Source organism: Citrobacter sp. CK202 (genome assembly GCF_030333225.1).
Lineage (GTDB): Bacteria > Pseudomonadota > Gammaproteobacteria > Enterobacterales > Enterobacteriaceae > Citrobacter_B > Citrobacter_B koseri.
Window position 1 is genome coordinate 83,642 of the sequence record NZ_JAOWGI010000013.1, and the last position, 12,959, is coordinate 96,600.

The 12,959-nt window shown below is 51.8% G+C and carries 15 protein-coding genes; 1 reads left to right on the forward strand and 14 read right to left on the reverse strand.

Translation table 11 applies throughout. The annotated features are described in order from the left end of the window. Positions 1-39 precede the first annotated feature (39 nt). From potD to potA, 4 genes are read right to left on the reverse strand one after another with little or no spacing between them, the layout of a single operon-like run. Positions 40-1,086 (reverse strand): spermidine/putrescine ABC transporter substrate-binding protein PotD, encoded by a 1,047-nt coding sequence (potD, locus tag OGX84_RS01090; protein ID WP_071258216.1) that lies wholly within the window; start codon positions 1,084-1,086, stop codon positions 40-42. A gap of 24 nt (positions 1,087-1,110) precedes the next feature. Next, the gene (gene potC, locus OGX84_RS01095; RefSeq protein ID WP_012132793.1) at positions 1,111-1,890 is read right to left on the reverse strand and encodes a spermidine/putrescine ABC transporter permease PotC; all 780 of its coding nucleotides are present in this window, start codon (positions 1,888-1,890) and stop codon (positions 1,111-1,113) included. Further along, on the reverse strand, positions 1,887-2,744 hold the full coding sequence (gene potB, locus OGX84_RS01100; protein ID WP_275166369.1) for a spermidine/putrescine ABC transporter permease PotB: 858 nt from the start codon (positions 2,742-2,744) through the stop codon (positions 1,887-1,889). Before potB ends, potC begins: the two co-directional genes overlap by 4 nt. Continuing rightward, the gene (gene potA, locus OGX84_RS01105; protein ID WP_012132791.1) at positions 2,728-3,864 is read right to left on the reverse strand and encodes a spermidine/putrescine ABC transporter ATP-binding protein PotA; all 1,137 of its coding nucleotides are present in this window, start codon (positions 3,862-3,864) and stop codon (positions 2,728-2,730) included. Before potA ends, potB begins: the two co-directional genes overlap by 17 nt. 250 nt (positions 3,865-4,114) lie before the next feature. On the opposite strand from potA, the gene pepT reads away from it, so the two are divergent. Beyond that, on the forward strand, positions 4,115-5,341 hold the full coding sequence (gene pepT, locus OGX84_RS01110) for a peptidase T (RefSeq protein ID WP_047457474.1): 1,227 nt from the start codon (positions 4,115-4,117) through the stop codon (positions 5,339-5,341). Between the two features lie 109 nt (positions 5,342-5,450). On the opposite strand, the gene roxA is transcribed toward pepT, so the two are convergent. The 10 genes from roxA to OGX84_RS01160 all read right to left on the reverse strand — a co-directional run bounded on the left by roxA (position 5,451) and on the right by OGX84_RS01160 (position 12,947). Then, on the reverse strand, positions 5,451-6,572 hold the full coding sequence (gene roxA / locus OGX84_RS01115; protein ID WP_047457471.1) for a [50S ribosomal protein L16]-arginine 3-hydroxylase: 1,122 nt from the start codon (positions 6,570-6,572) through the stop codon (positions 5,451-5,453). 92 nt (positions 6,573-6,664) lie between these two features. After that, positions 6,665-8,128, reverse strand: a complete 1,464-nt coding sequence (gene phoQ, locus OGX84_RS01120; protein ID WP_012132787.1) for a two-component system sensor histidine kinase PhoQ — start codon at positions 8,126-8,128, stop codon at positions 6,665-6,667. Further along, a complete protein-coding gene (gene phoP / locus OGX84_RS01125; RefSeq protein WP_024130426.1) occupies positions 8,128-8,799 on the reverse strand; it encodes a two-component system response regulator PhoP in 672 nt (223 codons plus the stop codon). The genes phoQ and phoP overlap by 1 nt, the downstream gene beginning before the upstream one ends. Positions 8,800-8,872: 73 nt before the next feature. After that, complete coding sequence (locus OGX84_RS01130) at positions 8,873-10,159, reverse strand: site-specific integrase (protein WP_286457236.1); 1,287 nt, start codon at positions 10,157-10,159, stop codon at positions 8,873-8,875. After that, positions 10,159-10,374 (reverse strand): excisionase family protein, encoded by a 216-nt coding sequence (xisR, locus tag OGX84_RS01135; RefSeq protein ID WP_012132784.1) that lies wholly within the window; start codon positions 10,372-10,374, stop codon positions 10,159-10,161. The genes OGX84_RS01130 and xisR overlap by 1 nt, the downstream gene beginning before the upstream one ends. 64 nt (positions 10,375-10,438) lie before the next feature. After that, positions 10,439-10,678 carry a DUF4060 family protein gene (locus OGX84_RS01140; protein WP_060816002.1) on the reverse strand — a complete coding sequence of 80 codons (240 nt, stop codon included), beginning with the start codon at positions 10,676-10,678 and terminating at the stop codon, positions 10,439-10,441. Positions 10,679-10,685: 7 nt separating this feature from the next. Then, positions 10,686-10,958, reverse strand: a complete 273-nt coding sequence (yajC, locus tag OGX84_RS01145; protein WP_229233757.1) for a preprotein translocase subunit YajC — start codon at positions 10,956-10,958, stop codon at positions 10,686-10,688. Then, a complete protein-coding gene (locus OGX84_RS01150) occupies positions 10,948-11,568 on the reverse strand; it encodes an ASCH domain-containing protein (protein ID WP_286457238.1) in 621 nt (206 codons plus the stop codon). Before OGX84_RS01150 ends, yajC begins: the two co-directional genes overlap by 11 nt. Next, positions 11,561-11,911 (reverse strand): hypothetical protein, encoded by a 351-nt coding sequence (locus OGX84_RS01155; RefSeq protein WP_286457241.1) that lies wholly within the window; start codon positions 11,909-11,911, stop codon positions 11,561-11,563. Before OGX84_RS01155 ends, OGX84_RS01150 begins: the two co-directional genes overlap by 8 nt. 34 nt (positions 11,912-11,945) lie before the next feature. Continuing rightward, on the reverse strand, positions 11,946-12,947 hold the full coding sequence (locus OGX84_RS01160) for a recombinase RecT (RefSeq protein WP_286457243.1): 1,002 nt from the start codon (positions 12,945-12,947) through the stop codon (positions 11,946-11,948). Positions 12,948-12,959 lie beyond the last annotated feature (12 nt).

Genomic DNA, 12,959 nt, shown 5'->3' on the forward strand with positions numbered 1-12,959 from the left:
ATAAGCGCAGCGCCATCGGGCATTCTTTACAACGCTGAATTAGCGTCCCGCTTTCAGCTTCTGATAATACTCTTCATAGATAGCACTGGCGGAACCCACGTCGTTCTGCCATTCCCCTTTATTGATGGTGTCGGCATCAGGGTAGAGTGATTTATCATTTGCCACTTCAGGGCTTAACAGCTTACGTGCGGCCAGGTTCGGTGTCGGATAACCGATGGTTTCCGCCACTTCTTTCGCCACATCCGGGCGCAACAGGAAGTTGATCAGCTTCAGCGCGCCTTCTTTGTTTTTGGCATTCGCCGGAATAGAAAGGCTGTCCATCCAGAAAATACCGCCTTCTTTCGGCCAGATAACCTCAAGCGGCGTCCCTGCCTGACGTGCAACGTACGCAGAACCGTTCCACACCATCCCCAGGTTGACTTCGCCTTCCATATACGGGTTAGCCGGGTTGTCGGAATTGAACGCCGCCACGTTTGGCATCAGTTTTTTCAGTTCGTTATACGCCGCTTCAATCTCTTTAGGATCGGTGGTGTTGCCGGAGTAACCCAGCTTACGCAGCGCCATCTGGAACACTTCACGCGCATCGTCAGTCAGCAGCAGGCCGCCTTTATACTCAGGCTTCCACAGGTCAGCCCAACTGGTGACGGTTTTCGGGTCAATTTCGTCGCTGTTAACGCCAATTGCCGTTGCGCCCCAGATATACGGGATGGAGTAGTCGTTATTCGGGTCAAACGGTTTGTTGAGCATTTCAGGATCGAGGTTGTGGAAGTTGGTTAACTTCGTTTTGTCGATCTTCTGGATCATGCCCTCTTTACGCATTTTATCGACGTAATAGGTGGAAGGCACCACCAGGTCGTAGGCGCCGTCTTTATACGTTTTCAGCTTGGCATACATGGTTTCATTCGATTCGTAGGTCGAATAGATAACCTTAATGCCCGTCTCTTTAGTGAACTGTTCCAGTAGTCCTGGTGGAACATACTCGGTCCAGTTGTAGAAATAGAGCGTGTTGTTGTCATCAGCGTGAGCGGCGCTCATGCCCAGTGCCAGAGCACCCGCCGCGAGCAGGTGGCGTGACCATTTTTTCATTTAACGTCCCCTGAATAGTGGGCCTCAACGGCCCTTGGTTTTATCACGAGCAATAAGCTGGCTGGCGATGACCATAACCAGCGACAGAACCAACAAAATCGTTGCCAGCGCGTTAACTTCCGGCGAAACGCCGACTTTTACCATTGAGTAAATTTTCAATGGCAGAATCTCATAGCCAGGCCCGGTGACGAATGACGAAACCACCACGTCATCCATCGACAGGGTGAAACTGAGCAACCAGCCAGCCGCGACCGCAGGCATTGCCAGCGGCAGAATGATCTTACGCAAAATCGTGACTTCACTGGCTCCAAGGTCTTTTGCCGCTTCCAGCATCCGCACGTCAAACCCTTTCAGGCGCGAGTAAACGGTAACGACCACGAAGGGCAGGCAAAAGGTGATATGCGAAAACAGCAACGACCAGAAGCCCAACTGGATGCCGAGCAGCATAAACAGCACCAGCAGTGAAATCGCCATTACAATATCCGGCGACATCATGACGACGAACAGCATGCCGCTGACAAACGGTTTACCGCGAAAACGATAGCGATACAGCGCCACTGCCGTTAGCGAGCCGATGATCGTGGCAAAGGTGGCCGAGAACACCGCCATCGTCAGCGAGTGCTGTGCCGCCTGCAACAGGCTGTCGTTATTCATCAGCAGGCTGTACCAGTTGGTGGTAAAGCCCTGCCAGTTGATGCCAAAGCGCGAACTGTTAAAGGAGTTCACAATCAAGATGATGATTGGAATATACAGGTACGCGTAGATAGCGGTCATAAAACCGCCACGAAGCAGTCGACCGATCATTCGAGTTCCACCTTCTTATTCAGCAGCCGCGATGCGCGCCAGTAAACCAGCAGCATCAGGCCCATCACAATCGTCAGCGTAATGCTGGTGGCTGCGCCAAACGGCCAGTCGCGAATGTTCAGGAACTGAACCTTAATAACGTTACCAATCAGCAGGTTCTTTGCTCCACCCATCAGGTCAGAGACATAGAACAGCCCCATCGCCGGCAGCATCACCAGCAGACACCCGGCGATGATCCCCGGCATGGTCAGTGGAATAATAATGCGAATAAAGGTCTGCAATTTACCGGCGCCCAGATCGCGGGCGGCCTCCAGCAGCGGCTTATCCAGTTTTTCAATGCTGGAGTAGAGCGGCATCACCATAAACGGCAGCAGGATATAGACCAGACCGATAATGACCGCGCCCGGCGTGAACATGATGCGGATCGGGGTGTCAATCACACCCAGCCACAGCAGGAACTCGTTGAGATAGCCTTTGGTGCTGAGAAAAATTTTCAGGCCGTAAATACGGATCAGCGAGTTGGTCCAGAACGGCACGATCAGCAAAAACAGCAGCAGCGGACGCACTTTTTCCGGCAGTTTCGCCAGAAACCAGGCAAAGGGATAGCCGAGCACCAGGCAGGCGAAGGTGGCGATGAGCGCCATATTGAGGGAATGCAGCAATACCTCAAAATAGAGCGGATCGAGCAAACGAGCGTAGTTATCCAGCGTAAAGACCATTTTGACGAAGTTCGCGTCATCACGGGTCAAAAAGCTGGTACCAATAATCATCAGGTTGGGCAGAAAGACAAACAACACAAGCCAACCAACGACAGTGACAATCACTACATTCTGGAATTTACTTGTGTTCTTCATCAGCCAGTACGACCTCCCAGCTTTCTACCCAGTTAATGGCCATTTTTTGGTCGAGAGAGTGGTCGAAGTCAGGATCGTCTTCATTGAAGAATTCGCTGACCATCACCATTTTGCCATTTTCCAGTTCGACGACGGACTCCAGCGTCATACCTTTGTAGTTGCGCTCGCGCACGTAGCCAATGAGACCTTCAATGTGGTTATCATCGTTAATTTCATCAACGCGCAGATCTTCCGGGCGTAACAGTACGTTCAGTTTCTGACCAGGAACGACGGCAAAGTTAACATAAATATTGCACTCGCGTCCTTCTACATTGGCGCGTACGCGTTGTTCGTCGAGACGTTCAATTACCGTGGCGTTAAACATGTTGATTTCGCCAATGAATCCGGCGACGAACAGGTTTTTCGGCTCCTCATAGATTTCTCGCGGCGTGCCGTCCTGCTCAATAATGCCGTCGCGCATCACCACGATACGGTCAGACATGGTCAGCGCTTCTTCCTGATCGTGCGTAACGAACACAAAAGTGATGCCCAGCTTACGCTGCAACGCTTTCAGTTCGTTCTGCATCTGCTTTCGCAGCTTGTAATCCAGCGCGGAGAGGGATTCATCCAGCAGCAATAAACGCGGTTTATTGACGACGGCGCGGGCGATGGCCACACGCTGCTGCTGCCCGCCGGAAAGCTGATGCGGCTTTCGCTGCGCAAACTCTTCCAGTTGCACCATGCGCAGAGCGTCGGTGACGCGAGGGGTAATCTCGGCGGCGGGGGTTTTCTGCATGCGTAAACCGAAAGCCACATTTTCAAATACGGTCATGTGGGGGAATAACGCATAGCTTTGAAAGACGGTGTTCACATAGCGGTGTTCCGCTGGAACGTCGGTGATGTCCTGGTTATCCAACATGATATGACCGGCATCAACATTTTCCAGACCGGCAATCAGGCGCAGAACGGTTGTTTTACCGCAGCCAGAGGGGCCAAGCAGCGTGAGGAATTCGCCGTTATTGATGGTCAGATTCAGATTAGAAATGACCTCTTTTCCGTCGAAGCTTTTGCGAATTCCCGCCAGTTGTACCAGCGGTGAAAGCGAACGCGGTTGTTTATTCAATTTTTTACTCTGTCCCATGTAGACGCAACGGATGGCTGACCGATGCGGGGTTTGTGGTTAACCACCTTGGTGACTCTTAATGAGGGCGGTCATTCTACGGCAAACCGCTAAAATCGCCAATCCTTGTTGCGAATTACTGGCTTAGCTTTATAGTCAGAAAAAGTGTCTACGCGAAATATTCTCGTTTGCAGGGATAAAAGTGACCTGACGCAATATTTGTCTTTTCTTGCTTATTAATAATGTTGTCACGAAAAGTGAGGGTGACTGCATGGATAAACTACTTGAGCGTTTTTTACACTACGTGTCGCTGGATACCCAATCAAAGGCGGGCGTACGGCAAGTGCCCAGCACTGAGGGCCAGTGGAAATTATTACATTTGCTCAAACAACAGCTCGAAGAAATGGGGCTGGTGAACGTCACGTTAAGTGACAAAGGGACCGTCATGGCGACGCTGCCAGCCAACGTTGCTGGCGATATTCCCGCGATTGGTTTTATCTCTCATGTTGATACCTCACCTGATTTCAGCGGTAAAAATGTGAATCCGCAGATTGTGGAAAACTACCGTGGTGGCGATATTGCGCTAGGGATCGGCGATGAGGTGCTGTCGCCGGTGATGTTCCCGGTTCTGCATCAACTGCTGGGGCAGACGCTGATCACCACTGACGGGAAAACGCTGCTGGGCGCTGACGACAAAGCGGGCGTGGCGGAAATCATGACCGCGCTGGCGGTACTGAAACAGAAAGACATTCCGCACGGTGATATTCGCGTGGCCTTTACGCCGGATGAAGAGGTCGGTAAAGGGGCGAAACATTTTGACGTTGAGGCTTTCGGCGCGCAGTGGGCTTATACCGTTGATGGCGGCGGCGTAGGGGAACTGGAGTTTGAAAACTTCAATGCGGCCTCCGTGAATATCAAAATCGTGGGCAATAACGTACACCCCGGTACGGCGAAGGGCGTGATGGTGAATGCGCTGTCGCTGGCGGCGCGTATTCATGCCGAGGTTCCGGCGGATGAGAGCCCGGAGACGACCGAAGGCTATGAAGGCTTCTACCATCTGGCGAGTATGAAAGGCACCGTTGATCGTGCGGATATGCACTACATCATTCGCGATTTCGACCGCAAACAGTTTGAAGCCCGCAAGCGCAAAATGATGGAGATCGCTAAAAAGGTCGGGAAGGGGCTGCACCCGGACTGCTACATCGAGCTGGTGATCGAAGACAGCTATTACAATATGCGCGAGAAAGTGGTCGAACACCCACATATTCTCGATATTGCACAGCAGGCAATGCGTGACTGCGATATTGTGCCGGATATGAAGCCGATCCGTGGCGGCACTGACGGCGCCCAGCTTTCGTTTATGGGTTTACCGTGCCCGAACCTCTTTACCGGCGGCTATAACTATCATGGCAAGCATGAGTTTGTGACGCTGGAAGGGATGGAGAAAGCGGTGCAGGTGATTGTGCGTATTGCGGAGCTAACTGCGAAGCAGCAGTAATGGTGTCGTGGTGTGATGGCGCCGGATGGCGCTTCGATTATCAGGCCTACCGTGTGTAGGCCTGATAAAACGCGCTAGCGTTGCCATCAGGCTCAATCGCAATAACTTATTACCCTTCGAAGAACCAGTACCCGCTGTTGACCAGTGCGGCCAGCATTGCGAGGAACGACGGGTCTTCCAGCGCATCGCCAAAATTCTCGGCGGTCAGCACGATGTGACTGGAGAGCGCCTCCAGCGCCGGGCGGTGCGGAGAATCAATCTTCTCACCGTTGGCGTAGACCTCATCGCCAATGCGCAGGACGCGTAATCCGCCCAGACGCACCAGCACATCGCCTTGTTTCAGCGCATCATAGATCTCATCCGGCTGATACGGAGGTTCCGGCGGCGCGATGTCCAGTTCGTGACGAGACTGGGAGATAAATTCGCCAAACCACTGTTTAAAGTGTTCAGGCTGATTGATCAGGTCGAGCATCATTTCACGCAGCTTGTCCATCTCCTGCGGCAGAACGTCGGCAGGATGCTCGCGCGGCGGGATATCCGGGTCGCTGTAATAGGTGCTGCCCAGTTCGCGTTGCAGAACGTAGTCGGCAAAACCGCTGATCAGTTCACGCGTATTCGGCGCGCGGAAACCAACCGAGTAGTTCATCGCGTTTTCCAGCGCGTAGCCTTCGTGCGGGAAACCGGGTGGGATATACAGAATATCGCCGGGCTCCAGCTCTTCATCAATGATGGCTTCAAAAGGATCGACCTGGAGTAGATCCGGGTGAGGGCAATGCTGCTTCAGTTGCAGCTTCTCGCCTACGCGCCAACGGCGGCGACCGGTTCCCTGAATGATAAAGACATCGTACTGATCCAGATGCGGACCCACGCCGCCGCCGGGGACGGAAAAGGAGATCATCAGATCGTCAATACGCCAGTCTGGCAACGCGCGGAAAGGGCGCATCAGCGCGGCGGTAGGTTCATGCCAGTGGTTTACGGCCTGAACCAGCAGAGACCAGTTGTTCTCGCCGAGATGGTCGTAACTCTCGAACGGGCCGTGGCTGACCTGCCATTTACCATCCTGATGGCTGACCAGACGGCTATCGACTTCGCTTTCCATCGCCAGTCCCGCCAGTTCGTCAGGGGAGAGCGGATCAATGAAGTTGTTGAACCCACGTTTTAACACCACCGGGCGTTTTTGCCAGTGGCGTTCAAGAAATTCGGGCCAGTTAAGTGTTAATTGATATTCCATGTTGATTATCCGCAGGCTGGTATCTGACACCGATTATAACGGATGCTTAACGACATGCGGTGAAGAACATACATAAATATTACACGCCAGCGTCATTCATCGCGCTGAATCGGGTGCTGGCGACCAAAAATCACCTCCATCCGCGCTCCGCCGAGCAAACTGTCACCGGCGACGATCTTCCCTTCATATTGCTCAGTGATCTCACGGGCGACCGCCAGCCCCACGCCTTGCCCTGGTCGCAGGGTGTCAATGCGCTGACCGCGATCGAAAACCACATCACGCTTGCTTTGCGGAATGCCTGGGCCGTCGTCTTCTACCAGAATATGCAGATGCTCATCGGTCTGCCGGGCTGAAATTTCAACAAACTCCAGGCAGTATTTACAGGCGTTATCCAGCACGTTGCCCATCACTTCAACAAAGTCATTCTGCTCGCCGACGAAGCTGATTTCCGGCGAAATATCGAGGCTAATGTTGACCCCTTTACGCTGATACACCTTATTGAGCGCGCAGGTGAGATTGTCCAGTAACGGCGCTACGGGGTGCAGCTCACGGCTGAGTAACACGCCGCTTCCGCGCATGCTGGCTCGATGCAGGTAATAACCGATCTGCTGGGAGATACGGCTGATCTGTTCCAGCATGACCGGTTCGGCGTCGCTGACGCTCATTTTTTCGCTGCGCATTGAACGCAGGGTGCTCTGCAATACCGCCAGCGGCGTTTTCAGACTATGGGTGAGGTCGGTTAACGTGGTGCGGTATTTATCATAACGTTCACGTTCGCTCTTTAGCAGCCGGTTGAGGTTGCGCACCAGGCTGGTCAGTTCCCGCGTGGTTTCCGGGTTGAGCATTTCACGGTGGTGTTCTTCCAGCTCGCGCACTTCACGCGCCAGCGCTTCGATAGGGCGTAAACTCCACCATGCGGCGACCCAGAGCAACGGGATGACTAACAGCAGGTTTGCCGCCAGAACATAAATAAACCAGCTCCATACCATATACGAGCGTTTCAGCTCGATGGGGATAGTATCGACAACCACTATCGTCAGTTGCGGCATCCGCGCGGTAGCCGGATAGACATTCACCGCCACGGAGTGGGTCATTTCCGCATCGTCGTCATCTTCCCGCACCTCTTTGAGCTGCTGTTGGGCGGAATGATCTTCACTCAGCAATGTGCTGGTGGCATCGACATCGGCTTCAATTTCATGAAAACCGTTGGCTTTCAGCCATTCCGGCTGGATACGTTTCTCCAGCCAGGGAACGTTGCGCTGCGCCCATAACAACTTGCCGTTCTCATCATAGATCAGTGTCATCGTGGGGCTTTGCATATCGAGATTTTCCGGGATCTCGATATTGATTTTATTGTTTTGCCATGACGCGAGGGTGTAGAAAAGGTTGCTCTCACCGCGTAACAGGCGAAAGGTTGTCTTATCAAAACTGACGCTATAGCCAACCAGCGCGACCATGCCGTAGGCCAGAGAGAGCACCAGCACAACGCCTGCCGTCGCCAGCAGAAAGCGCAGGCGCAGCGATAAAGGAAAAAGATGACGCAGTAATTTATTCATTAGCGCAGTTCGAACAGGTATCCCTGACCACGGACGGTGGTAATTACATCATCAGGATATCGCGCCTGAATTTTTTTGCGTAAGCGCCCCATTAATACATCAATGGTATGGCTTTCACGCAGTTCCGCATCCGGGTAGAGCTGTAGCATCAACGAATCTTTACTGACGACTTTGCCATTATTGCGGATCAGCGTTTCCATAATGGTGTATTCAAACGCCGTCAGTTTTATCACTTCATCATTTACGGACAATTCACGGCGGGAGAGATCCACCTGAAAAGGCGGAATAGAGATAACCTGCGAGGCCAGGCCGCTGTTGCGGCGCATTAACGCCTGCATACGCGCGACCACTTCTTCAATATGAAACGGTTTTGTCACGTAGTCGTCGGCGCCGGCGCTCAGCACTTCCACTTTATCCTGCCAGCCTTCACGGGCGGTTAATACCAGAACAGGAAGGGAAACGTCATTGCTGCGCCAGCGGCGGATCAGCGAAAGCCCGTCTTCATCCGGGAGGCCTAAATCGACGATGGCGATGTCCGGCAGATGCTCGTTAAGATAATAATCGGCTTCCTTTGCATCTTCTGCGTCATCAACCTGGTGCCCCAAATCCTGTAATTGAACCTTCAGGTGGTGGCGTAATAAGGCATTATCTTCGACAACCAGTACGCGCATCATCTTTTCTCCCTAAATTAACGGTATTAGTAGTTTAACGCTGATTGTGTGGATTGAAACCAGCGCTATGAAATTAAATGACTTTTTTCATACTCCCTCGCCCGTGGGGGCGTCCTGGGGGCAGTGCTGTCGGCATCTGATTGTTCAGCATGTTGACCTGTTCCTGGTTCATATCACCAATCCACTTGGAGTAAACCTCGTATACCATCCGCGCATCTTCATGCCCCATCTGACTGGCTATGAATGACGGGTTCGCTCCGGCCATCAGCGTCCAGCAGGCATATGTGTGACGCGACTGATATGGATTGCGCTCACGTATACCTGAAAGTTTAGTCCCACGCCTCCAGCCATACGAAATCGAGTCCTTGGAAAAGTAACCGCCTTTCGTTGACGAGTATGTTGTCGGTGAAAAAACGAAGCGAAGATATTGCTGCTCAGTTTTTCCGATCTCACGATGATGAAACTGAATTTCCTGTTTTGGACTGTTACCGGTGATTTCGTATTGCTCCAGCAGAGCATCATGAGCAGGTTTCAGCAACGTTATCGTCCTTATCCCGGCATCTGTTTTAGGGGGTACAAATACTCGCTTGTTCGTCAAATTTCTGGATACGTGGATTTCACCTTTTACCAAATCAATATCTTCCCATGCCAGTGCGCATATCTCGCCCGGCCTCATCCCTGTATGTACCGCAATAATGATGATTAATGCCTGGCTACGGGGAAGGGCGGCTATCAGTGCCTGGTACTCATGAAGTAAAAGTGGGTCGGGATCATTTTTAGATAACTTGAGTCTCGACACTCCTTCATAAGGAGCATGCAATATAAACTGGCTTCGGTTTGCAAGCTTCAGCATTTCTGATAAAACAGCCATCTGTTTATTGACTGTTGAGGGCGCGCGCCCATTTTTGATGCGGTTTGGCATTGAAGGGTTGAAAACTTCCCCGGTCAGGAGTTCTTTGCGGTAATTCAGAATATCTGCGTGCTGAATATCAACCAGGCGTGTGTTCTCACCCACTACTCGTTTCAGGGTGTTAACGACTGATGTGATGGATAGCAAAGTGGCTTCAGATACCTCCAGTGACTTTGTATCTGTAAAAAAATCACTCAGTTCTTTGAATGTGGAGATCCGTTTTGTGGACGAAAATTTCTTAAGAGCTTTTGATTCCGGGAAACGATCTGCGTAGTCGAACTTACCGAGTTGTATCTCACTCACAATTGCCGCGCGCAGATTGCCCGCTTTTTTAATGTTGCTACTGTTGACAACCCAACCCTGGAGAACTTCGCGGCAACGAATGCCGCGATAGATAAATGTGATCCTGATTTTTCCGTTATGCAGTTCAACACCAGTCGGGTATTTCATTAAGCATCCTGAACTAACTGATTAATCTTCGGGTAGTTGTACCAAAGCAGACCTTTAGAGTTGTCAGTCTGTCCAAGCGCAGTAAGGCGCTTGAAGTGAACACCTTCAACCCATAGTTTCTGGCGATAATTTTTAATCTGTCCTTCAGTAAGCCCTGTTCTTTCGGTAAGTCTGGACTCAACAACCCACTCTTCGTTAAAAATTACCTGTGACATGGTTCACCTCAGGTAACCGGCGCCAGTATAGATGCGCCGGTGTTGTGACATTGATAATTCGTTATCAGGCAATCTGCCCTGGCAGTGCGCGCAGTCGGCGCATACCTGTCATTGCGGTGGCTACATAGCTCTTGTGTCGGTTAACAACTTCTACCGTCACCTTCACGCCATCGACCGCCACGGTATAAGTGGTCTTTGTTTTCTGTCGGCCAAACTCCCCGTAAAGCTCAACATGTTTTGCCAGTGCTGCATCGCACGCCCGGCGCGCCAGCGGAGATTGCGTGCTGCGGTTAATTAGTCGCATATTCACCTCACTTAATCAGGCCAAGCGTGTAATTAAGTTCATGGAGGCATTCTTTGTCGTACTCAAAGAAGTAGTCCCATTGCTCTTGATTGCGGTGCTCACGAACCATCGCCCAGCGCCAGCCATCGCCATCTAAAACGCGGCGAACCTTGCGTTTAACAACGGTATCAACATCGTAAATTACACCGTAATTAGCCCCGAACCCGTTACGCAAAACGTCAAGTTCAACAGTGATAACCCGGTATAATTTCGGAAGCTTTTTCAGTTCTTCAATACGCATGGTCACCCCCGTCGATCCGTCTGAATTCGATTACCCACACCCAGGGGTTAGCATCCCAATTTTCTTGCCCATAGATTGACTGCCAGAGGTAGGCGAAGACATCAGTTGCGTCTGGTTGTGGATTAACACAGCCGCATGGCTCAGGTTCCCCGCAATTCAGACAGCCACCGTCAATAATGCCTTCTGCTCGCGCATCCTCTTCGCTGATAGCGTTCAACCGCTCAACCCGCACGTCTGTAATTTCCAGAAGAATACGACTAGCCCAGCGCGGCATGTGAATTGATGGACGCCATCTTCCTTCTTCTGGCCAGTCTGTAGGGGGCGTAGCCCGGTAAGCCATATCGTGGCTATCCTGGTCGATGTTGTAGCGCGCCCACGTCTCACGCACCCAGATGCGATCGCCGACGGCGCCGAACGGACAATGGATTGCGATATCTTCAATTTTCGGCAACAACAGTCCGTTAAGAGGTCTGCTTAACCACTTACCGGATAAACTTCCGCTTAATGTTGCCTCTGGCTGCGGCTTGATGATTCGCCGCGTCTGCGTCTTCCGGCCGTCGAGAATGGCGCGCACCATCTCACCATTAAAAATCATTCCGCGCTCAGTCATTCCAGGCCTCCAGCTCGTTCTGAATCTCTTCGTCGATATCGTCATTGGTCGCATCTTCATTCAGGAAGTCGCGCGCTTCTTTGAGATATTTTCCCCGGCGCAAGCGATACCAGAGAGAGAGAGAGAACTCATAGCTCCAGCAGTTCGGCGCGCCGTCATAGTCAAATTTGGCGTTGTTCTCAGCCATGCTCTCAACCATGTTGTAAGCAGTGTTGAGCGCCGCTTCGCGGATATACCCGCGCAGATCACGCTTGCGCCAGTACGGGTTTACTTTCGAATCGCAGAGTGGTTTAAATTCGACTTCCCAGCGGCGAATGCAGCGTGCATTTAATGATTTGCTCATGTCATTACCGGGAGGGCGAACCCTCCCGCCTCCCTTAGCCCACGTATTCCGGTTTCATGTCGTCCAGGGTGATGCGGAACTGGTCATACAGTTCGTCGCCTAAGTGCCGTTTCGCTGTGTGAAGAGTGCCTTCAGCTTTAGCAAACAGTTCCGCCGCTTCTGGTTCTCCGGGATTCGACAGGGAGTTGATAGCGGCCTCAACTTTATTTTTGGCGTCAACAAGGTAGTAGCGCTTCACCGCTTTATTTTTCAGCTCAGTGAACAGCGCAGTTCCCAGCAACGCTTTCTGCGACTCAATATCAGCGCGGATAGCTTTGGCCTGGTCAACAGAGCTTGCTGTGTCAATGCGGTCGCGTAGGTCGTCGGCAACGGCATCAACGTTAGTTGCTGATTCCTGCGCGGTAGCGAGGATGCCTGTTTCGCTGGTGATCTCTTCAACAGTCATTCGCGGGGTTGGATTTATTTCGCGCTCAACGCGTTCCTCCAACTCATCAGGGGTGTAGACCCCCAAAATCGCCCATGGTGTGTAGGCACGAGCCCAGTATTTCACTTGCAAGTAGCCAATTTGCTGCTTTGGGTTACTTTTCCACAGGGGCGAGTTTTTGATTGTTACTTCCGAAACGCAGAGCCATTCATTCCATGTAATGTCTTTTTCTCCGCTAATAATTGCGCCAACACGGCACTCCATCAGATCCTTTTCGCCACGATATTCATAATGGAATCGCCCCCGTATTGCGCCGGTGGCAGTCAGTACCGCGCTAACTAACTGAGCTTCATATCCTAGAGTGCCATTTATAACGTGTGTTTTCTGACCGACTACGTAGGGGTCCATACCCCATCGCGCGGCTTGCATGACAATGGCGAGGCAGTCTGATGGCTTACCCTGAAGATGTTTGGGCACAGTAGAAATACCCTGGGACATAACATCAGCAATCTTCATCATGCGATCCATGACATCGCCATTCAGCAGTAACGAGCCATTATTCATTGTGCTGGGTGCCTGCTGATCAATTACCGCTATGTTTCTATTTTCCATGACTGTTCCCCC

Bases quoted from the DNA above. Each gene is read 5' to 3' on its own strand.
- potD (WP_071258216.1), bottom strand. From the start codon at position 1,086: ATGAAAAAATGGTCACGCCACCTGCTCGCGGCGGGTGCTCTGGCACTG.
- roxA (WP_047457471.1), bottom strand. From the start codon at position 6,572: ATGGAATATCAATTAACACTTAACTGGCCCGAATTTCTTGAACGCCAC.
- potC (WP_012132793.1), bottom strand. From the start codon at position 1,890: ATGATCGGTCGACTGCTTCGTGGCGGTTTTATGACCGCTATCTACGCG.
- phoQ (WP_012132787.1), bottom strand. From the start codon at position 8,128: ATGAATAAATTACTGCGTCATCTTTTTCCTTTATCGCTGCGCCTGCGC.
- OGX84_RS01160 (WP_286457243.1), bottom strand. From the start codon at position 12,947: ATGGAAAATAGAAACATAGCGGTAATTGATCAGCAGGCACCCAGCACA.
- OGX84_RS01140 (WP_060816002.1), bottom strand. From the start codon at position 10,678: ATGCGACTAATTAACCGCAGCACGCAATCTCCGCTGGCGCGCCGGGCG.
- potA (WP_012132791.1), bottom strand. From the start codon at position 3,864: ATGGGACAGAGTAAAAAATTGAATAAACAACCGCGTTCGCTTTCACCG.
- potB (WP_275166369.1), bottom strand. From the start codon at position 2,744: ATGAAGAACACAAGTAAATTCCAGAATGTAGTGATTGTCACTGTCGTT.
- pepT (WP_047457474.1), top strand. From the start codon at position 4,115: ATGGATAAACTACTTGAGCGTTTTTTACACTACGTGTCGCTGGATACC.
- yajC (WP_229233757.1), bottom strand. From the start codon at position 10,958: ATGCGTATTGAAGAACTGAAAAAGCTTCCGAAATTATACCGGGTTATC.
- OGX84_RS01150 (WP_286457238.1), bottom strand. From the start codon at position 11,568: ATGACTGAGCGCGGAATGATTTTTAATGGTGAGATGGTGCGCGCCATT.
- xisR (WP_012132784.1), bottom strand. From the start codon at position 10,374: ATGTCACAGGTAATTTTTAACGAAGAGTGGGTTGTTGAGTCCAGACTT.
- phoP (WP_024130426.1), bottom strand. From the start codon at position 8,799: ATGCGCGTACTGGTTGTCGAAGATAATGCCTTATTACGCCACCACCTG.
- OGX84_RS01155 (WP_286457241.1), bottom strand. From the start codon at position 11,911: ATGAGCAAATCATTAAATGCACGCTGCATTCGCCGCTGGGAAGTCGAA.
- OGX84_RS01130 (WP_286457236.1), bottom strand. From the start codon at position 10,159: ATGAAATACCCGACTGGTGTTGAACTGCATAACGGAAAAATCAGGATC.